18 protein-coding genes and 2 tRNA genes are annotated in these 20662 nt (G+C 51.7%); 8 read left to right on the top strand and 12 right to left on the bottom strand.

Going from position 1 to position 20662, the window contains the following annotated elements; all coding sequences use genetic code 11:
* Positions 1-204: 204 nt before the first annotated feature.
* The 3 genes from GJJ30_RS07040 to GJJ30_RS07030 all read right to left on the bottom strand — a co-directional run bounded on the left by GJJ30_RS07040 (position 205) and on the right by GJJ30_RS07030 (position 1405).
* Positions 205-290: transfer RNA gene (locus tag GJJ30_RS07040), tRNA-Leu, on the bottom strand.
* Positions 291-338: 48 nt separating this feature from the next.
* A tRNA-Gly gene (locus GJJ30_RS07035) sits at positions 339-411 on the bottom strand.
* A 115-nt stretch (positions 412-526) separates the two neighbouring features.
* On the bottom strand, positions 527-1405 hold the full coding sequence (locus tag GJJ30_RS07030) for a UbiA family prenyltransferase (RefSeq protein ID WP_154174424.1): 879 nt from the start codon (positions 1403-1405) through the stop codon (positions 527-529).
* A gap of 125 nt (positions 1406-1530) precedes the next feature.
* On the opposite strand from GJJ30_RS07030, the gene GJJ30_RS07025 reads away from it, so the two are divergent.
* Entirely contained in the window at positions 1531-2697 is a 1167-nt protein-coding gene (locus tag GJJ30_RS07025) for a type III polyketide synthase (protein ID WP_154174462.1), read from the top strand.
* Positions 2698-2778: 81 nt separating this feature from the next.
* Here the strand turns inward: GJJ30_RS07025 and GJJ30_RS07020 are convergent, their stop codons facing one another.
* Positions 2779-3519 (bottom strand): glycosyltransferase family 2 protein, encoded by a 741-nt coding sequence (locus GJJ30_RS07020; protein WP_154174423.1) that lies wholly within the window; start codon positions 3517-3519, stop codon positions 2779-2781.
* A gap of 190 nt (positions 3520-3709) precedes the next feature.
* On the opposite strand from GJJ30_RS07020, the gene GJJ30_RS07015 reads away from it, so the two are divergent.
* Entirely contained in the window at positions 3710-4783 is a 1074-nt protein-coding gene (locus GJJ30_RS07015) for a TerC/Alx family metal homeostasis membrane protein (protein WP_154174422.1), read from the top strand.
* Positions 4784-4918: 135 nt separating this feature from the next.
* Here GJJ30_RS07015 and GJJ30_RS07010 read toward each other — a convergent pair whose 3' ends face one another.
* Positions 4919-5161 (bottom strand): hypothetical protein, encoded by a 243-nt coding sequence (locus GJJ30_RS07010; protein WP_154174421.1) that lies wholly within the window; start codon positions 5159-5161, stop codon positions 4919-4921.
* Between the two features lie 511 nt (positions 5162-5672).
* Between GJJ30_RS07010 and GJJ30_RS07005 the strand changes: the two genes are divergently transcribed.
* A complete protein-coding gene (locus tag GJJ30_RS07005; protein WP_154174420.1) occupies positions 5673-9770 on the top strand; it encodes an AAA domain-containing protein in 4098 nt (1365 codons plus the stop codon).
* Here the strand turns inward: GJJ30_RS07005 and GJJ30_RS07000 are convergent.
* Together GJJ30_RS07000 and GJJ30_RS06995 are read right to left on the bottom strand one after the other, a co-directional pair.
* Complete coding sequence (locus tag GJJ30_RS07000) at positions 9739-11127, bottom strand: APC family permease (RefSeq protein WP_310588202.1); 1389 nt, start codon at positions 11125-11127, stop codon at positions 9739-9741. The two genes, GJJ30_RS07005 and GJJ30_RS07000, sit on opposite strands and share 32 nt — an antisense overlap.
* 65 nt (positions 11128-11192) lie before the next feature.
* Complete coding sequence (locus GJJ30_RS06995) at positions 11193-12101, bottom strand: LysR family transcriptional regulator (protein WP_154174419.1); 909 nt, start codon at positions 12099-12101, stop codon at positions 11193-11195.
* A 91-nt stretch (positions 12102-12192) separates the two neighbouring features.
* Between GJJ30_RS06995 and GJJ30_RS06990 the strand changes: the two genes are divergently transcribed.
* Positions 12193-12594, top strand: a complete 402-nt coding sequence (locus GJJ30_RS06990) for a T9SS type A sorting domain-containing protein (RefSeq protein ID WP_154174418.1) — start codon at positions 12193-12195, stop codon at positions 12592-12594.
* Between the two features lie 79 nt (positions 12595-12673).
* On the opposite strand, the gene GJJ30_RS06985 is transcribed toward GJJ30_RS06990, so the two are convergent.
* From GJJ30_RS06985 to GJJ30_RS06975, 3 genes are all read right to left on the bottom strand, one after another.
* Positions 12674-13768, bottom strand: a complete 1095-nt coding sequence (locus GJJ30_RS06985; protein ID WP_154174417.1) for a PDDEXK nuclease domain-containing protein — start codon at positions 13766-13768, stop codon at positions 12674-12676.
* A 114-nt stretch (positions 13769-13882) separates the two neighbouring features.
* Complete coding sequence (locus tag GJJ30_RS06980; RefSeq protein ID WP_154174416.1) at positions 13883-14761, bottom strand: hydroxypyruvate isomerase family protein; 879 nt, start codon at positions 14759-14761, stop codon at positions 13883-13885.
* A 93-nt stretch (positions 14762-14854) separates the two neighbouring features.
* Complete coding sequence (locus GJJ30_RS06975) at positions 14855-15514, bottom strand: 3-keto-disaccharide hydrolase (protein WP_229313014.1); 660 nt, start codon at positions 15512-15514, stop codon at positions 14855-14857.
* A gap of 233 nt (positions 15515-15747) precedes the next feature.
* Here GJJ30_RS06975 and GJJ30_RS06970 point away from each other — a divergent pair, with 233 nt between their 5' ends.
* From GJJ30_RS06970 to GJJ30_RS06960, 3 genes are read left to right on the top strand one after another with little or no spacing between them, the layout of a single operon-like run.
* Positions 15748-16302, top strand: a complete 555-nt coding sequence (locus tag GJJ30_RS06970) for a GNAT family N-acetyltransferase (protein WP_154174414.1) — start codon at positions 15748-15750, stop codon at positions 16300-16302.
* On the top strand, positions 16299-17237 hold the full coding sequence (locus tag GJJ30_RS06965; protein ID WP_154174413.1) for a hypothetical protein: 939 nt from the start codon (positions 16299-16301) through the stop codon (positions 17235-17237). The genes GJJ30_RS06970 and GJJ30_RS06965 overlap by 4 nt, the downstream gene beginning before the upstream one ends.
* Entirely contained in the window at positions 17234-18049 is an 816-nt protein-coding gene (locus GJJ30_RS06960; RefSeq protein ID WP_154174412.1) for a helix-turn-helix domain-containing protein, read from the top strand. The genes GJJ30_RS06965 and GJJ30_RS06960 overlap by 4 nt, the downstream gene beginning before the upstream one ends.
* 145 nt (positions 18050-18194) lie before the next feature.
* On the opposite strand, the gene GJJ30_RS06955 is transcribed toward GJJ30_RS06960, so the two are convergent.
* Positions 18195-18716 (bottom strand): hypothetical protein, encoded by a 522-nt coding sequence (locus GJJ30_RS06955; RefSeq protein WP_205880538.1) that lies wholly within the window; start codon positions 18714-18716, stop codon positions 18195-18197.
* A gap of 53 nt (positions 18717-18769) precedes the next feature.
* Positions 18770-19543, bottom strand: a complete 774-nt coding sequence (locus GJJ30_RS06950; protein WP_154174411.1) for an SDR family oxidoreductase — start codon at positions 19541-19543, stop codon at positions 18770-18772.
* 211 nt (positions 19544-19754) lie between these two features.
* Here GJJ30_RS06950 and GJJ30_RS06945 point away from each other — a divergent pair, with 211 nt between their 5' ends.
* Positions 19755-20633, top strand: a complete 879-nt coding sequence (locus tag GJJ30_RS06945; protein ID WP_154174410.1) for a cytochrome c — start codon at positions 19755-19757, stop codon at positions 20631-20633.
* The last annotated feature ends 29 nt before the right edge of the window (positions 20634-20662 follow it).

Below are 20662 nucleotides of genomic sequence, written 5' to 3'. Positions count from 1 at the left end.
ATTTTCCAGAATGAACTCAGGCAGCAGGAACTGAATGATAGGTAAGAAACTCTCCAAAACAAATCGGTTTGATGAAAGCACAAACCTAGAAAAATCCTACGCACTCCACAACTTTTGGATTTGATCCCTGATCTATTATTGTACCTGTGTTGTATCAACGAAAAAGAGGTTACACGACAAATCGCATAACCTCTAGATAATCAGTACCGGGAACGGGAATCGAACCCGTACGGACATTACTGCCCACAGGATTTTAAGTCCTGCGCGTCTACCTGTTCCGCCATCCCGGCGTGGCAGTACCACATTTTACAAAAAAAGCACCGCTGTGGGTGCTTTTGAGCGAAAGACGGGGTTCGAACCCGCGACCTCGACCTTGGCAAGGTCGCGCTCTACCAGCTGAGCTACTTTCGCGTTGGTGCCAAACGTTGGCGTTTTGTGGATGCAAATATAAGGGGTCTGCGCCGTTTGGCAAGTACTTTTTTGAAAAAATCTATCTTATTTTCTTCATACCGGCTTTTTGTTCTGATTATGAATCGGTTAAAATCAGCAAAAGAACGAAGAAAATATTCAGGCCGGTGCCCGCCAGCAAGGTCATCCGCATCGCCGAACGGAAATTAGCCTGCCGAGGATCCCGAAATACCCGAAACGCCCAGAACAAAAAATAGACGACGCCCGGCAGAAAACAGAGCGGCAATAGCCAGAAAACCGCATCGCCTTCGAAATACCAGTAAAAACCGCCCAGCGACAACGCAAACCAGATCACCGTATTCACGAACGTTCCACGAATACCCAGTAAACGGCTCATGGTCAGGTCGCCCCGACGACCGTCTTCCTCGTGCTGGTACACCTGCGTGATGGGGTAAATAGCCAGCAGGTTCAGCGTGCAAAGCAAAGCGGCCACCAAAGGCCGGGCATGAGTCAGTTCCCTAACCGGCAACTGATCGATGGCCTGCAACGTCATCAGGTACGTAAAACCGCCCTGAAACAGCCCGATCACGAGCCAGCTGATGACCGGGTACTTCTTCAACCGAATCGCCGGGTGACTATATGCCTTGGAAATCAGGCCGTAAATGAGTAAATAGACCACAAATGGCCAGCCAATCCAGACGCCAGCTACCAACGCAAGAATGTCGAGCGTCCAGGCTACGTAAAACAGGGTTTTATCGACCGGCGGAGGTGTTTCCAGAATGCCGATGCTGCCTTCGTCCTTATCAAAATAGCTGTTGTAGGCGTTACTGGCCGGATACAACAACAGGTGAATAACCGTTCCGATTACCAACACCCGTCCCCAATCCAGCGCCCCCAGCCGAAGCGCAGCCGACTGACTTAACGCGAAAAGAAAAACCGGTAACAAAAAAAACGAAAACGCTACCCGTAAATGGAGCCAGACAGTACGAAAGGTCATGTTGGAAGCTAGAATAACTACAGTTGAGATTTCATGGTCGGAAGCCTAACATTAACGTAGTGCGTTCGTTATAGAAAAGGATTGAAATGGATTCGGATCACTCCGGTAACAATGAATTGGATTTCATGGATAGCTACATTACCGCCATCGGTACCGCCGTACCGCAACACGGTTTCTCGCAATTGCAAATCGCTTCGTTCATGGCGGAGGCTCTCCAACTCGATGAGCACAATCGACGAAAATTACAGGCGCTCTACCGGCTGACCCGAATCGATCGGCGGCATTCGGTGCTGCCCGACTACGGTGCATCGCCGGGTGAATATACATTTTTTCCGAACACCCCTGATCTCGAACCTTTTCCAACGGTCGGAACGCGGATGGAACTCTATCGTAGGGAAGCGTTGCCGCTGGCGCTGGCCGCAGTTGCGGATTTGTATGGCGACGAAAAACCGCCCATCCAACCGACCCATCTGATCACGGTAAGCTGCACGGGCATGTATGCGCCGGGGCTGGACATCGACCTGATTCAAGCTCTGCACCTGCCGACCAGCATTCAGCGCACGGCCATCAACTTTATGGGCTGTTACGGGGCATTCAATGCGCTGAAAACCGCCGATGCCTTCGTCCGCGCCGATCCGTCGGCGCGGGTGTTGATTGTGTGTCTGGAATTATGTACCATTCATTTCCAGAAAAAAACCGATGAGGATCACCTCCTTTCCAACGCACTATTCGCCGATGGAGCTGCGGCTGTGCTGGTCCAATCCCGGCCGGATCGGGAAAAACCGGCTCCCGCTTTCCGGATGCGGACGTTCTTTTGCGACCTGTTGACGGAAGGGAAAGACGATATGGGCTGGATCATCAACGACCACGGTTTTGAAATGACGCTCACCTCGGTTGTGCCGACGGTCATCCGGCAAGGCATTGGAAAAGCGCTGTCCCGTTTGCTGGAACGCGGTGGCCTTGCCATCGAAGACATTACGTATTACGCCATGCACCCCGGCGGGCGCAAAATTCTGGAAGTAATCGAGCAGCAACTGGGCATCGATCCGGCTGAAAACCGCTTTGCTTACGACGTTCTGCGAAAGTTCGGCAACATGTCGTCGGCAACGGTTCTGTTTGTCCTGAAAGAAATTCAAACCCACCTGCTTTCCGAATCGGGAACGGGCAATATTCTCAGTTGCGCCTTCGGGCCGGGTTTGACGCTGGAATCGATGATCCTCGAAGTTGTCAATCCCGAGGTAAAAGTAAAACGATTAAAGGAAGAGGTTTTGAACTCGGATTACGCAGATTAAAGGATTAAGAGAATATAGAAGATTAAACTATAAGATTGCGGCAGCCATCTTAGTTAATCCTTTAATCTGCGTAATCCGGGTTCAGGACAGCACCTTCCACGACAGGATTCCCCACCGGTGGAGTCGGTAGAGCAGCGACACGCGTAAAACCCCCAGACCGTAGATGCTGCTGCGCCGGAAATTGATGGAGGAAGCTTCTTTGAAATATTTCGTGGGGCAGGTTACTTCCGCAATTTCGAAGCCTTTCTGAAAAATCTGAGCAATCATTTCGTTGTCAAAAATAAAATCGTCGGAGTTATGCGTAAAGTTCAGACTCCGAAGCACTTCGCCCGAAAACGCCCGGTAGCCGGTATGGTATTCCGACAATTTCTGGTTCATCAGCACGTTCTGCGTCAGCGTCAGAAACCGGTTGGCAATGTATTTATACATCGGCATTCCGCCTTTCAACGCGCCTTTTCCCAGAATCCGCGAGCCAAATACCACCGGGTATAAATCGTTCCCGATCAGGCTGACCATGGCCACAATGAGTTTGGGAGTATATTGATAATCAGGGTGTAACATCACCACAATGTCGGCATCGAGTTCCAGGGCCTTACGGTAACACGATTTCTGATTGCCGCCGTAGCCTTTATTTTTTTCGTGACGAATCACATGCCGGATGCCCAGGCGGTTTGCTTCATCGACGGTATTATCCGGACTGGCATCATCGACCAGAATAACCTCGTCGACCAGATCAAACGGTATTTCCCGGTAGGTGCGCTCCAGCGTCAATGCGGCCCGGTAAGCCGGTAATACAACTACGACTTTTTTATCATGATACATATTTGCAAAAATAAGGAATCAACCGAAATCATAACCTGTTACTTAATAGAGCTATATTGCAGGTAGTTTCACAAATCAATTTGTTTGGTTCTACAACTCACTGATCTCCCGGCCAATTTTGTGCCAAAGTTGACACAGGCAGTTGTGATGCAACGCTCATTCTATCCCAATTTTTACCGTTTTTTGACTCATGAGTTACGAAACCATATTTTTTGTCTGTTTTGCGCTCTTCGTTTTGTTGGTAATGGCGTTCGATTTGGGGGCCTTCACGAAGCAAAAAAGCCACATTGTCAGTTTCAAGGAGGCCGGAACCTGGAGTGCTATTTGGGTAGCGTTGTCGATCGGTTTTTATTTTTTCATTAAAAACTACGGCTACCTCGTTCACGGCATCACCGACATGGCGCGCCTGGAAGAAATCCGGAGCCGCTACGCCGACCATCTCAAACTGATTCCGGGTAATTTCGAGCAAAGTCTGGCCATTTTCCAGAACAACATGGCGCTGGAATACATTACCGGTTATCTGGTCGAATACTCTTTATCCGCCGATAACATCTTTGTATTCATCATGATTTTTGCGTCGTTCGGCGTGCGTCCGAAGTTTTACAAAAAAATTCTGGTCTGGGGGATTCTGGGCGCCATCATCCTGCGGTTTATCTTCATTTTCGTCGGGTCGGCCCTGCTGCAACGGTTCGACTGGATCATCTATATTTTCGGAGCCTTTCTGGTGTATACCGGTGTGAAGCTGTTCTTTGAAAAAGAGGAAGATCAGCAGATGGAACCCAAAAACCACCCGGTGGTGAAACTGACGGCAAAATACCTGAACGTCTACCGCCGAAACGTGATCGACCACTTTTTTGTCCGCCGGAAATCCGACCGCAAACTGTTCGTTACGCCCCTTTTCATTGTCGTTATCGTCGTCGCATTCACCGATTTGGTCTTCGCCGTCGACTCGATTCCGGCCATTTTCTCGATCACCAAAGACCCGTACATCGTCTTTTTCTCCAACGTTTTCGCCATCATGGGGCTGCGGTCGATGTTCTTCTTCCTGTCGAGCATCATGAGCCAATTCCGTTTTCTCAAAGTCGGTCTGGCGGCTTTGCTTACCTTTATCGGTCTGAAAATGATCTTCCACAGCTGGCTGGAAGCACACGGTTTCGAGACGGTTTATTCGCTCTATGTCATTGTGGGCATTCTGGCCGTTAGTATTCTGGCGTCCTGGCTGATTCCGGAAAAAGAAAAGAAACCCGAAGAAGTGCAGGTTTAACGGCACTGATTCCGAAATAAAAAAGCGGGCCATGAAGAGGTTGTCTCTCATGGCCCGCTTTTTCTGTATGGCAAAACCGCTTATCAGACGTTGGACGTTTATATTCCAATGTGCGTGCGGACGTCTACACGCGAATCAATGAACGCTCACCAATTCCCTTTTCGCAGCGGTTTTCAGGTAGTTAAAAACCTGGTTACGTAGCAGGATAAACAAGCGGGATTTGAAATTCGGCTCGGTCAGCCGGAGTCCTGATGGGGAATTGCTAAGATCGTTGAAAACCGCACATACGATCTGCTGGGCGGCTTCTTTATCCTTAATCAACGACTCGCAAAATTTAAGTGATGCCGACCGGTAATAGCCATGAGTCTCCTCACCCATTGCTGGACTACCCTCGATCGTTTCACTAAGTAGGTATTTACCGGGAGCGATCATGAATGAAAAACGGAGTTACGGCCGTGCTAAAAGGTACAGTATCTATGATAACAATTGCGACTTATATAATTATATCGCAATATTATAATAATATTTTGTTGTTTTAATATACATTTATAGCCATTCAATGTACGATTTTACCACAATCACTCATCCGACAATTACAGGTTATTTGTACCGGGTCCGGCAACTGTAATCCACCTTAAAGGCAGGACAAAAGGCATTATCAGCCTGGTTTACGCCTGATTTAGCCCTAAACAGCCACTTTTTGCAGCTCCGTTCCGGTCTGTTGCCTGAGCTATTTTTTTACGTCTTTTTGGGTAGTTTTGTACATAGGTAATGGAGAAAAGGGGCTTGGCATTTGCGCGATCAGGGCATGCATTCCCGGTTTCTTTTCGTTACCTATCCGGTATCAGCTCATTTCTTCCAAACACGGACTGATCGTTCGTGGGTACGTATGCAACTACCCCAACCCGTTCTGAAAGCTTATCTGAAACGCCTGACCAACCTCAGCAGCCGCAACCGTTCGCTGCTGCTGACGAGTCTGCCCGTCGAGCAGTTTCTGGATCTGCACGAAATCGATTATCTGGATAACAAACCGTCGTTCGAACTGATCCGCCAGTTGATCGCCCGGCGAGCGGCCATTCCGCTCTGCGACGTGCTCGACAGCCGGTTGGAAAAGGTCAACGAGGTCAGTAAAAAACTCCGGAAAATTGCCCGTACCGACCGGTTTATCGAAGAAGAACGCGGTTCGGAGGATTTGTACGTGGGCTATCCGTTCGTACGCGGAAAGCTGGCCGACGGCACGGTGATCCACGCGCCACTGGTTTTCTTCCCGGTTCACCTGCAGCAACAGGGCAACAAGTGGATGCTGGTCCGGCGGGCGGATGAATCCATCACGCTCAACCGCAGTTTTCTGATGGCCTACGCGTATTATAATCAGTACATTCTGCCCGATGCGGTTTTAGAACACACGCTGGATGAGTACGACAAAGACGCGACGGTTTTTCGCACGCAACTCTACGAATGGCTGAAAGACAGTCCGTTGGAAATCAATTTCAACCAGGAGCTTTTTACCGACCAGCTTCAGTGGTTCAACGCGGTCAAGAAAACCGATCTCGATAAACTGGAACGAAACGGCGAGCTGAAACTCCAGCCCGAAGCGGTGCTGGGCATTTTTCCGCAAGCCGGTTCGTACCTGGTCCCGGATTATGAGACCTTGCTTGGGGCAGAGAGCATGGAGCTTGGGGCAGAGGGCGAAGGGCAGAGGGCTATGGGTCTGGGGTTTGAGGGAGATGAGTTGTATGAAAACGCCGAACAAAATTTACCCCTCGCCCTTCGCCCTCTGCCCCAAGCCCCAAGCCCCACGCCCCCTGCCCCTATCCGCGAGGAAACACTGCACACGCCCCTGGCCCTGGATGCGTCGCAGGAGGAAGCGATTCGGCGGATCAAAGCCGGGGAGTCGATGGTGGTGCAGGGGCCGCCGGGAACCGGTAAATCGCAGTTGATCGGCAACTTGATGGCCGATTTTGCGGCTCAGGGCAAACGGGTTTTGCTGGTTTGCCAGAAACGGGCAGCTCTGGACGTGGTTTATGAACGATTGCGGCAGGTGGGCATGCAGCCCTTTTCGGCCCTGATCCACGACTTCAAGAACGACCGCAAGGCGTTGTATGACCAGCTGGCCGGGCAGATTGAGCGCGTCGAGGAATACCGCAAACAGAATTACGGTCTGGATGCCATTTTGCTGGAACGCAATTTTGATCAGGAAAGCCGCCGGATCGACCAGACGCTGGCGGAGTTGCAGTCGTTCAAAGAGGCTTTGTTCGACGAAACCGAAGCCGGTATTTCGGTCAAACAATTGTACCTGAGCTGCGATCCGACCGCCGAAACCATTCCGATCAACGATTTATACACGCAGTTTCGGCCCAACTCCGTCACCGGCTTTGTGGAGGAACTGCGGGAATACGGCGCTTACCTGAACCGGCTGGGTCCCGATCACCCCTGGGCCGACCGGATTTCCTTCGCGGCTTTTTCATTCGGCCAACTACCGGCGCTCAAAAAGTTGCTGAGCGACTTACCGGTTTTTGTAAAAACCGTAACCGAACAGACCCAAAACCTGACCAATCGCCCGTTTTCGCTGAATGACTGGCAAAAGGTGCAGGAAGATGAATGGGAAACGACGGCCTTGCTGACCTTGCTGGAGGCCGACCCGTCGGCGCAACGCTGGCAGTGGATTCGGCGCTTGCAACAGCAGCCTAATCATCCGCTTTTCAGCCTTGAACCGGTTGATCTAGAACGCTTTGAACAGGAATTGAACGACTGTCTGGATGGAAATGGTATTGAAAAAAGCCTGTCCATAACGGATTTGCCCAACACCGCGCAACGGTTGCAGGAAGCCATTGAAAGCCGTTCGTCGTTTGTCGGGCGAACGGTTTGGGGATTGTTTAGTAAGGATAAAACCGGTTTGCAGCAACTCGCGGCCGTCAACGGCCTGGCGCTTTCCGACGAAACGTTACCGGTTTTGCTGGAGAAAGTTCAGCGTCGCATTCGGTTTGAACTCCTTCGTCAGCAAATCGGACAGCAAGTAAATCAGGATGTTACGCCCGAAAACGCGCTTCCAACCGTCCGGCTGGCCCGCCAGGCGCTCGAAGCGGTTGTGCGCCTTAACGCCGTTTCGTGGCTGGCCAGCTTGCCCGAAGCCCGGCTGGAAACCGTCCCGACTTTTGCCAAAACCGCCCGGCAATTGCTGGAAACCGGTCGGCAGGTTGCGGCTCAACTCGATCGCTGGCGGGCCTTTTTGAGCGAATCGCAAATCCAGCGGCTGTGGCAAGAACCCGCCCAAACTGAGGCACTCATTCGATCGTTGGAACGCGATGTTGATTTGCTGATTGAAACCGATCGGTTGAAAGAAAACTTTTCTTCGGCAGAACGCGAGATTGTTCAGCGGCTGGGCGAACCTTTGTCCGTCGAGCGGTTTTTGAATAGCCTGCATCTGGCCTGGATCGAACATCTCGAAATGCAAAGCCCTATTCTTCGTGGCGTTTCATCTTTAAAAATCAATCAGTTAGAAAATACATTACAGGAAAGTGTTCGCAAAAAACAGGCCCTGAGCCGGCAGATTCTGCTGGTCAAATTGCGCGAACAAGCCTATCAGAATCTGGCGTTCAATCGCCTGAACAACCTCGTGACGTACCGGGAATTGAATCATCAGGTGACCAAAAAACGAAATATCTGGCCGGTGCGGAAACTGATGGAACAACACGCGGACGAGGTGTTTCAACTGGTTCCCTGCTGGATGGCGTCGCCGGAATCGGTGTCGGCCATTTTTCCGATGAAACCGGGGCTGTTCGATCTGGTGATTTTCGATGAAGCGTCGCAGTGTTTTGCCGAAAACGGCATTCCGGCGATTTACCGCGCCAGTCAGGTGGTGATTACCGGCGACAGCAAGCAACTTCAGCCGAGCGATTTGTACCGCATCCGGTTTGAAACCGAGGCAAATGAAGAAATTCCGGTTGAGCTGGAAGTGGAATCGCTGCTCGATCTGGCGACGCATTATTTTCCGCAAACCCAGTTGCGTGGGCATTACCGTAGCCGTTCGATTGATCTGATCGATTTTTCAAACCGGCTTTTCTATAAAAACTCCCTCCACCTGCTCCCTGATTTTCAGCAACTTAACCGTCGGGAACCCGCGATCCGATATCTGAACGTCAAGGGAACCTGGGAGCATAACACGAACGAAACCGAGGCCCGTGCCGTGGTTGAGCTGATCGATCAGTTGGCCGACGAGTTGCCGGGACGTTCTATCGGCGTGGTGACGTTCAACTTTCAACAGCAGCAACTGATTCAGGAATTGCTGGAAGAACACGCGCTGGCGGTTTTGGACGAAAAACCGGAAACCGGTACGGAAGCGGCCCCAAAAACCGCATCCGAAACCGTACCTTCAGAAACAACTTTCGTTAAAAACATTGAAAACGTGCAGGGCGACGAGCGCGATGTGATCATTTTTTCCATCGGTTACGCCCCCGATCCGCGCGGACGGTTATCGGCGCAGTTTGGTAGTCTGAACGCCAAAGGAGGTGAAAACCGCCTGAATGTGGCCGTCACCCGGGCCCGCGAACGGGTCTACGTAGTCACGAGCATCTACCCGCAACAGCTCTCCGTTGAAAATACCGCCAACGTCGGGCCTAAAATTCTGAAGCAATACCTGGAATACGCCTTGTCGGTCGCCGATGGTGCCTACGCTCCACAACCCCGCCAAACCGACCGCATTCCGGGTGCACGTCTGTTGAAAGATGCGTTAAAAGACCCCAAAAATGGCCTGGCTGAAGAATTGCCCTTCGCCGATCTGACGCAAAAAACCGCTGACCGCTACGAAGGTTTACTGCTCACCGACGATGATTTGTACTACGAAAGCAGCCCGAAAGACGCCCACGCCTACACGCCGTTTGCGTTGCAATTGAAAAACTGGCCGTTCCAGCGGGTCTACAGCCGCGAATTCTGGCGGGGACGACTGGCCGAACAGCTTACAATTTCTTCGGGTTCACCAGGGGCGTAACGGGTTGATCAACATTCGCAAACGGCCATTGCCCCCGAATGCGGGCGGTGATGATGAAAACGACGATCCCCAGAACGATGACCGTCAGGCCCGACAGCATGAACGTCCAGCCGGTCGAAATAAAAATGAACGTCCAGATGCCGATGGCCAGCAAAACCGGCAACGGATAGAGCGGCATTTTAAACGGAAACGCACTCGCCTGCCTGCGCCGGTGCAACAGCAGGAGACCAATCGCCTGTCCGATAAATTGCACAACGATGCGCATCGCCAGAATGGCCGTGATGACGTCTGATAACCGGAAGAGCAAACTGAACCCGAAGCCCAAACCGCCGAGAAACAGCAGCGAAACGTACGGAAATTGCCGCGTGGGGTGCAGTTTGGCGAAGATGCGGAAAAACTGCCCGTCGGCGGCTGCCGCGTACGGAACCCGCGAATAGCCGAGTAAAACCGCAAACAGGGACGAAAACGCCACAATCAGCACCATAAAAGTAGCAATAGCCCCCGCCCGGGGGCCGTATAACCGCTCGATCACTGCACTGATAATGAACTCACTGTGCTGCGCTTCCTGCCACGGAATTACGCTAACCACGCTCCAGTTCATCGCCAGATACAAGGCGGCAATCCCGAGCACGGAGATCAGCATACTCAACGGAATATTCCGCGACGGGTTGCGGATTTCTCCGCCCAAATGGCAAACGTTATAATAGCCCAGGTAACAATAAATGGTTTTCACGGAGGCAATTCCCAGACCAGCACCGAACAGGCCGGACAGCGATTCACCCGCAGGTAATGCCAGCGAAACCGCCTGGGTCCCGCTTGTTAAACCGCCCCAGATAATCCAGCCCAGCGTAGCCAGTACACACACCCAAAGCAGAATACTGATTCGGCCAATGGACTCAATTTTGCGGTATAATAGCAGGGTAATCAGGATGACGACACCCCCGGAAACTGCCTTCCGTTCCCAGCCTTCGAGCGGGATCAGATAGGAGGCATATTGGGCAAACCCGATGGCCCCCGATGCCACCACCAACGGCGCCTGAATCATGGTTTGCCAGACATAGAGAAACGACACCATCTTGCCCCAACGTTTTTCGCCGTAGGCAATTTTGAGGAAATTATAGCTCCCGCCAGCCTGCGGGTAAGCCGCTCCTAATTCCGACCAGACCAGCGCGTCGATCAGCGAAATAACCGCTCCCAGAACCCAGGCCCACAGAAAATGCGGTCCTCCAATGATGTGAATAACCAGCGGCAACACCACAAACGGCCCGATGCCGACCATATCGATCATATTCAGGGCCGTAGCCTGCCAGAATCCCAGTCGCCGGGGCAAGGGCGCAGAATCAGAAGAAGAAGACACAATTGGGTTGAGTTAAGACAGCACTTGTCTGGTAAATAAATCCGGATTGGAAAAACAGCCCGGTTTTAAGCGGAACACAGGACGGCGTAGCCATCCAGTTCTTTCATATACGACGCCAGTTTTTCGATGAAAGCGTCGGTGTAAGGCGCGTGTTGTTTATTCTTCAGGGTAGCGGCATACCACGTCCGAAGCAGCCGTTGCCGGGTGAGCGAAACCGCAGCCAGCTCGCCGGATTTCAGGTACGGCCGGACGATCCAGTTGGGCAAAACCGCCACGCCCATGCCCGCTTTCACCATTTCCAGAATGGCTTCCGTCAGCGTCATTTTATAGAGTCGCTGAGGCCGGCTGTTTTTATAAAGCATCTTGAAATTGGAGCTTTCCTCTTCCGGAATGTTGTACATGACGTAATTCTGATCGGCAAATTCGTCGATTTCGACCCACTCGCGACAGGCCCATTCGTGATCCGGCGCAACAATGGCCATAAATTCATCCTGAAAAAGCGGAGTGAATGCCAGTTTCGGATTCGAAGAATCTTCCAGAATGGCGACGTCGATCTTGTTTTCGAGCAGGTGTTGTTCGGCAAAATGCGTGGCTTCGATGTCGATTTTCACATCCACTTTTGGATAGATATCCCGGTAGGCCCGCAGAAATCCCGACAGCCAGTGGTAGGAAGTATAGCATTCCGTACACAAGCGAACAGCCCCAGAATCCTTGTCCGTCAGACACTTGACTTTGGCTTTCGTTTCGGCCACTTCCTGCAATATCTTCTCGGCCGCTTCCAGCACTACGGTTCCGGCATCCGTCAATCGCATCTGTTTTTTGTCGCGAATGAACAGCTGCGTGTTAAAAAAACCTTCAATTTCTTTCAACTGATGGCTCAGGGCCGATTGGGTCAGGTAAAGCCGGTCGGCGGCTTTGGTGAGATTACCGCAGCAAGCGACCTCTTTGACCATCTGAAGGTGCCGGATTTCCATGATGAATAAAATTCATGATTTTGACAAAAATAATTCGTTTTGCTAATATTTCAAAATGCCGCACCTTTGTCACAGACAACAACAGCAAATCATGAAAACGATCGCACAACAAGTACTGATGATTCTTTTTTTCGGATTGATTGTCCCGGTTTCCCATGCCCAGGTGACTGCCGCCGGTGAGCCCGCATCCGACAAAAACGCCTTTGAAGTGAGCATGTTTCTGGGAACCCGGGAAAAAATCAATTTAATGCTGGCCGTCCGTCGGCCGAAGAAGGTGACCATCCGGTTAAAAGACGCCAAAAACACGGTTCTTTACCAGGAAGCCCTGAGCAAAACCCCGGCCAGCCACTGGCGTAAATTCGATTTTGAAGGAATGCAAACCGGGGTCTACTATTTTGAGATCAGCAACGGGCAGCAGGTCGTTGTCCGTCAGGTCGAGATCGGTGCGCTGCCTGCGGTTCAGGCACAACGGTTTATTACCTACGCGCAGTAAACAGCGCCTTATCTATGAGAACCCCGGCTTTCCCGCATAAGGGGAGGCCGGGTTTTGTTTTATACGGTTTTGTGTTTTATCAATCCAGTAATTTTTTCAACGCTTCCGGGTCGGGCAATACCGCCCGAAGGTGTTCGGGAAGATCGGAACTGAGCTGGTAGGTTGAGACGCCCATTGGATTGTGCAGGGCCTGAAATGCGTACTCGACGGTTTTATCGGTTTTTGCCGAGCAAAGCACAATGCCAACAGCCGGATTTTCGTCGGGAAGTCGTTCCTGATCATTCAGGACATTTAGATAAAAGTTCAGTTGACCGGCGTAGGCAGGCTTAAACTTCCCTTTCTTTAGCTCCACTGCGACCAGACACCGCAACGGGCGGTTATAAAATAACAGATCCACAAAATATTCTTCGTCATCGACCAGTAACCGGTGCTGGTTTCCAATAAACGCAAAACCTTTCCCCGCTTTTAGAATAAAGTCCTTGATATTCTGAACAATACCTTTTTCAACGACCCGCTCGTCGTCTGTTTCAACGTTAATAAAATCGAGCAGGTATTCATCTTTAAAGGCCTGCAAAGCCGTATCCCGCAAATTTTCGGGTAATGTCTGCGCAAAATTGCTGCTCAGTTTTTGATCCCTTTTTTCATACGCTTTGGCTTTTATTTGCCAATCCAGCATTTCGACCGTCCACTGGTTTTCAACGGATTTCTGTATGTAAAACCAGCGTTCATCTAAATTTGAACACCGGTTCAGTAATAAAATATGATGTGTAAAACTTACCCCAAAAAAAATGTCGATGTTGAAGCTTTCAAATTGTGCAGATGTCAACTGCATAATTTTATCTAACTGATTATTAACATCTTCCATTTGGGCAGTTGTTAACTGCCCAATTAGCTCCCCATACTCTGCTGCAAACTGACGCATATTTTTCATGTTTCTATGCGAAAATCCCCGCAGTCCCGGCAACTGTTTCTGCAAGTCATCTGCAAGTTGCTCTAAAACCTTAGCTCCCCACTTCTCAGCGGCAATCTTCTCTGACAATCGCTTTCCAACTGCGTAGTAAAGCAGCAATAATTCGCGATTGACGAGCTTGGCAGCCCGGTAACGGCTTTGTAAAATCTGGCGGCTGATGTCGCTCAGGAGCGTGCTATACTGGTCGGGGGTATCGGTGTTCATAAAGTCCGTGGATTTGGGGAGGTGGTTTTCAATTCCCTAATCTTACATAGACGGAAAAAGGCTTCCCCGGTCACGGAAAAGCCTTTTACGAACTCACGGACTTGAGCCCAGGTACTACACGTCACAGATCGCGATGCTTTCCCGCAATGACGTCAGCGGATCGCGTTTCGGAATGAACTCCTGCGCGACAAAACCCTTAAAACCGGTGTCGACGATGGCTTGCATAATCGCCGGATAATAGAGTTCCTGCGAATTATCGATCTCGTTGCGGCCCGGATTTCCGCCGGTATGGTAATGGGCAAAATACTGGTGATCTTGCTGGATCGTCCGGATGATGTCGCCTTCCATAATCTGCATGTGGTAAATATCATACAGCAGCTTGAAATTTTCGGAACCCACGCGTTTGCACAACTCAACCCCCCAGGCCGACTTGTCGCACATGTAATCCTTGTGATTGACCTTGCTGTTCAGCAGTTCCATCACCATCACCACGCCGTGTTTTTCGGCGCTGCTCATCAATCGCTTCAAACCGACGGCGCAGTTTTCCAGCCCTTTCTGGTCGTCCATGCCGTGCCGGTTTCCCGAAAAGCAGATCACATTCTTCAAACCGGCTTCTTTTAGTTTCGGGAAAATGGCTTCGTAGCTGGCCACCAGCTCGTCGTGCAGACGCGGGTCGTTAAAACCGTCGTTGATGCCTTTTCCGGCCCCCTGCGCCATGGAACAGGTCAGACCGTATTTCTGCACAACCGGCCACTCGGCGGGGCCGAGCAGGTCGATCCCGGTCAGGCCAATTTCCTTGGCCGCTTTGGCGAAATCCTCCAGTGGAATTTTGCTGTAGCACCACTTGCAGGCCGAGTGGTTGATCCGGCCTTTCAACGCCGGGAAGGCGGTTTTTGTAGCTTCCATGTCAGCAGCTAAAGAGTCGATAACAGAAAAGGTCAGAGCGGTTCCGGCCAGGGTTTTGATGGCTGAACGGCGGGAAGGAGTTTTCATGGAGGTTTGATTGAGTGATTGAGTAAATGAGCGATTGAGTGAAAAAGCGTGATTTTTAATCCTTCACTCAATCGCTCATTCACTCAATCACAATTAAAGTTCTTTGATCCGGATATTCCTGTACCATACTTTGTCGCCGTGGTCTTGCAGGGCAATGTGGCCGGTGTTGAATTTATTGAAACCTTCCCAGCCTTTGAACTTGCTTTCGCTCACCATTTTGTCCCATTCCGGGCCGCTGGTTTTGTATTCAACCACTTTTTTGCCGTTCAGGTAATGCTCCACGGTGCCGTTGTTGACCACCAGTTTCACTTTGTTCCACTCACCGGCTACTTTCTGGGCCGAGAAGTCCGACGGCGGCAGCAAATCATAAAGGGAGCCCGACGTACGGTTTCCGTTTTTACCCGCTTTGGCATCCGGATGGCGCTCATTGTCAAGCACCTGCATTTCCGGACCGGTTTGATACGAAGCCTTGTATTTCGGATCTTCGTGAACCCGGTAGATAATGCCGCTGTTGCCTTTTTCCGAAATTTTCCACTCCAGCTCCAGTTCGTAGTTGGTAAATTCCTTGTCGGTCACGAGGTCGCCCCCACCCCGGCTGGCCAGCGTAATGGCTCCGTCTTCCACCTGCCATTTATCAGAAGCAGGCTGCCCCGGTTTCAGGTAGGTGTGCCAGCCGGTCAACGTCTTGCCATCGAAGAGCTTGACCCACTTGCCTTTTTTGGGACCAGTTGCCTGACTGTCAATTACATTCATAACGTTGATGATCAGACCCAACAAGACCACGCGGGTCAGTATGCTGAACGAAATTTTCATAGGAAGTAGATTTGAGTTCAATTTGTGCTGCATAATTACAGCAGAACAATATTAGAAAACCGGGACGGTTGCGGCAACTTTTTTTGTAAAAAGCTTCCACAAAATACGTTTTTTACAAGATTGATAGAATTTTACACCTGAATCCACTGATTTTACCAGCAACTTTACGAGCTATGAACACGCGAATCGAACTCAATTGCGGCCACGGCATTACCCTGGAAACCCTGAAAACCGCGGATGCCGAAGCTATCGCCCAGTTAGCCAATAACCGGGCGCTCTGGCTGAATCTGCGCGACCGCATGCCGCAACCCTATACACTGGCTGACGCGGTCGGATTTATCGAAACCGCACTGAAAGGCGATTCAGGGCTGGTTTTCGGAATTTATGCAGATGGAAAATTCGTAGGTGTGGCCGGTGTTGTGTTTCAAACCGACATCCACCGGCTTTCGGGCGAAATCGGCTACTGGCTGGGCGAACCGTATTGGGGTCGGGGAATTGCTACCGCAGCCATTCGGCAGTTGATTCAGTACACCTTTGCCAACACGGAGCTGATCCGGCTGTTTGCGGGCATTTTTGCGTATAACAAAGCGTCGATGCGCGTGCTGGAAAAGAACGGTTTTGTGCTGGACATCATTCAGCGGGCCGCCGTCTATAAGAACGGGAAAATCGTGGATGAATACCGCTACAGCCTGATCGACGAAGCGAAACTAGCCAGGCTGCCATCATGAGCATCGTCGAGAAGATTCTGCAACGCATCAACCGGCCCGATCTGGTCCGGATTTTGTCGGACGAACTGACGCCTTCGGAACTGAATTCGCTGTTACTGGACGTTTTCGATCGGCAAACAAATCGAATTTCGCCGGCCGAATTGCTGAAGCAGTACCAGAAAAACCGGTTTGTAAGACCCGCCGATCTGAACGTCAGGGATTTACACGAACTGGAAATCAGGCTCCTGCGCATTTTCGAGACCTTCCAGTTTCGGGCCGTCGAGTTGTCGCCGGTTGCTCCGCTGGGATCGTGTTCGGTAGTGGCAACGGCGGATCAGAAGAAAATACTGTCGGCTTTGCGCGGTACCGAAGTGCTGGCCGACGCCACCAATGCGCTGGCCTTGCACGCAGCCGACCTCAAAAAAACCGGTCGGTGGCAGGCGGTTTTGCCCACCGATCAGCTCCGGTTCAGTGCCATTCACCGGCACGTTCGCACCCCGCAGGTGGCTGTTGCGGGCCATACGCAACACTTCAAAATCGGCTGTCTGGTGTCGTCCGGGCGCGATACCGGCGGTTTTCAGTTCGAGTGCGAAAGCCTGGCCGAGCACCTGGCGGTCTTGACGGCGGTTTTGCGAGATGCCTTGCAAATCAGTAATTTGCGATTCAAATTGATTCAACGGGGTGGCACCGAAAGCGGACGCATGCTGGAGCAGGTTAAAAAACACCTGCTGTCGCTGCGGAACGATTGGACCATTATACCGGAAACCGATCCCAGCCGGGAAAATCAATACTATAAAGGCCTGCAATTCAAGGCCATCATTACGCTTCGCGGGCAGGACCACGAGATTGCCGATGGCGGTTTTGTCGACTGGACGCAGCAATTGTTGCAAAATAAAAAGGAACGGTTTCTGATCACCGGACTGGGGATCGAGTGGCTGTTTCGCTTACTGACATGACGAAAGGACGGGTGATTTACGAAGACGAAGCGGAACCGCATTTCCGGCTGGCGTATCCCAGACCGGCGCTGGCGGCTTTTGTCGAGTATTATTTCGAAGTAAATCAACCGGCTACGTTAGCAAATCCGCTGTATTTAAACGGTTTACCGAACCTTTCCAACTTAATTTGCATCAGTCTGACGGCACAGCCCTGGCTGACCATCAACCAGCAAAGCGGGGCGGTGAAGGCAGTAAAAGGCTCCCGGTTTTTCGGTAATCTGACCAATCTGCACACCTCGATTTACCCCGCGGGCGTCCACGAATTCTACGTCAAATTCAAACCGGGCACGTTGGGAAAGTTGCTGCGTTTCCGAAACGTCGAGCTCGAAAACGCGAACGCGGATTTGGCGGCTTTTATCCGATCCGACAACTGGGAAGACCGTTTGCAAACCGCTCCCTCGTTCGACGCCCGGGTCAAGCTCGTAGAGATGATGTTGCTCCGGCGAACGCAGGCCGTAGAGTTGGATTATCGGTTTCAGATCGTGCAGAAAACATTCGATTATTTTGGAAAACAGCACATCAACCGGCCGCCAAATCTGGCGTGGATTTGCCGTGAGTTGGGCGTTTCTTACCCTTCTTTACACCGGTATTTTACCGAAGCGCTGGGGTATTCACCAAAATATTGCCAGAAGCTGATCCGGTTTAAGAACGCGCTTCAGCTTTACAGGCGGCACGGCAGCCGGTATCCGTTTGAAGACGCCGGGTATACCGATTTTTCTCACTTCCTGAAAGACACCCGCCAGTTGACGCAGCGCCTGCCCTCTGAACTATAGTAAAAGAAGAAATAGATAAACGACTAATTACCTCAAGGTTAGCCATTTCATCTCACTTCTTTTCTCTTTTGTCCGGATGTCTACTTCATAAAAAAAACCGCTCGTTAAGACCAACGGGCGGTTTTTACAAGGATTCAACTTTACATTACGACTTATCTTTTTTCTCATCGTCGCCGTTTCCGTAACCCATGTGGTGCGGGTCGTAGCTCTCCGACGGTTTATCGCCTTCCTCCAGATACGTAGCTCCCTGACGGACAAACAACGCTTCGTCCGACGGGTTGTCCGGCAAACCTTCGACGCTGCTCGGCAAACCGCTGGCGACGCTATCCGGTGCATTGGCCGCATCCCGGCGGTTTTCAGCGATCACTTCGGGATTCACCTCCCATTCCTGCGTTGATCCGTGGCTATCCGGCCGAACTTCCTGCTGGTGGCTACCCCGGTTTTCTTCCCGATCGGAGCTGATGTCATAGGCAACATCGCCCCGCTCAGCCGACGAAACTACCATTTCGCCAGTTCCTACGCCTTCGCTCGGTTTGCCGTAGTCCGACGTACCGTGTTGGTAGGGGTCTTTGGAATAATAGGAATCATCCCGCGCCTGCGGGTCAAATGTTTCTTTATTATTCGTATTGTCCGTGATTTCTACATCGTTTACTTCGTTCGTGTCCATGATGGTGAGGGTTGTTTCCCTACATAAACTACGAAACGGCGGATATGTTTTATCTACCTACCCATCCAGCCGCCGTCGACGGTCAAAATCGTGCCCTGGACGTAGTTGGACGCCTGTGAAGCCAGGTAAACGACGGCGCCCTGCAGGTCCTCGGCTTCACCCCAGCGTCCGGCCGGAATCCGCGCCAGAATGGCCGGATTACGCTCGGCATCGGCCCGGAGCGCGGCCGTGTTGTCGGTGGCAATGTAGCCCGGCGCAATGGCGTTTACATTGATGCCTTTCGACGCCCATTCATTCGCCAGTGCCTTGGTCAGTGAGCCAATAGCGCCTTTGCTGGCGGCATAGCCCGGCACCGTCAAACCGCCCTGAAACGTGAGCAGGGAGGCCGTAAAAATGATTTTCCGGTTGTAGTCCACCTCCCGCGTCAGCATATCCCGACCGATTTCCCGGCTGATGATGAACTGGGCGTTGAGGTTGATATCGATGATTTCGTCCCAGTATTCGTCCGGGTGTTCGGCAGCCGGTTTCCGGCGAATGTTGCCCGCGTTGTTGACCAGAATATCGATCGGCGGACATTCGTCGCGGACGGTTTCCAGAAAAGTATACAAGGCGGACCGTTCCGTAAAATCAACGGGAAACGGATAAAACTTGCGGCCCAAAGCCGTAACGGCGGCCTCCACTTCGCTGCCCGGTTCGAGCGTCGCCGAAACGCCAATGATATCGGCTCCGGCTTCGGCCAGCGCAATCGCCATTGCTTTACCAATACCGCGTTTGGCACCGGTTACAAGCGCCGTTTTGCCCTGAAGGGAAAATAGATCAAGAATCATGGAATGAATGTAATGAGAACTTTCTGGGGTGTAAAGTTAAAAAAACGCCCTGCTCTACTGTCAGGCAGTCACCATCCGGTAAACTTTATAATCCGTTTCGCGTAGCTTTTCATCCGTTCTGCGTAGGCCCGAACTTCCTGAAGTTGCTGACATTTGCACAACGGTAACGAAAAACCGCTACCGACAATAAACAACAACAAATACACGAAACATGCTACGCAAAATCTTGAAAGGAACCGGCATCGGGCTGGGTTCATTAATCACCCTGCTCCTGACGGGCTATCTTTTTATCTCGACCAACATCGGCAACCGGGTTGAAAAACCGTACCGGTTTGCAGCCGAAAAGCTGACCATTCCGACCGACCGCACAACCTTGAAACGTGGTCAGCACCTGGTGGCCATCAAAGGCTGCGCGGATTGCCACGGCGAAAATCTGGCCGGAAAAATCATGATGGAAGATGCCGCGCTCGGTCGGCTGGTATCGGCCAACCTGACAAAAGGGAAAGGCGGTTTGCCCACCGATTACACGACCGCCGACTGGCTGATGGCCATGCGTCACGGGGTCGATCGGGCGGGAAAACCGCTGCTCTTCATGCCTTCGCACGAAACAACGCTGCTCTCGGAGCAGGACATGGCCGCCATCATTGCGTATTGTCAGCAGGTTCCGGCAGTCGACCACGAACTGCCCGCCAGCGACCTCGGGCCGGTGGTCAAACTGATGACGTATTTTGATAAAATGCCGCTCCTGTCGGTCGAAAAAATTGACCACAACCGCCCGATGGTTGCCAGAGCCGACTCGACCGAAGGCATTGCGCAAGGCAAATACCTCGCGATTTCGTGCAGCGGCTGCCACCGGCCGACTTTCAAAGGGGGCGAACCCCTCGCACCCGGTTTGCCGCCCGTTCCCGACCTGACCCGCACCGGAAATCCCGGAAAATGGACGAAAGATCAGTTCATTGCCACGCTTCGCACCGGCAAACGGCCCGACGGTCGCCAGATCGACAACGAGAACATGCCCTGGAAAATGACGGCCCAGTATACCGACAAGGAACTCGCTTCGCTCTATCAATTCTTTCAATCGCTCAACTAACCAATGCACTCACGGTCGTCCGGCCGTGG

The organism is Larkinella terrae (assembly GCF_009668025.1).
GTDB lineage: Bacteria > Bacteroidota > Bacteroidia > Cytophagales > Spirosomataceae > Larkinella > Larkinella terrae.
This window is presented reverse-complemented; position numbering and strand designations above follow the sequence as displayed.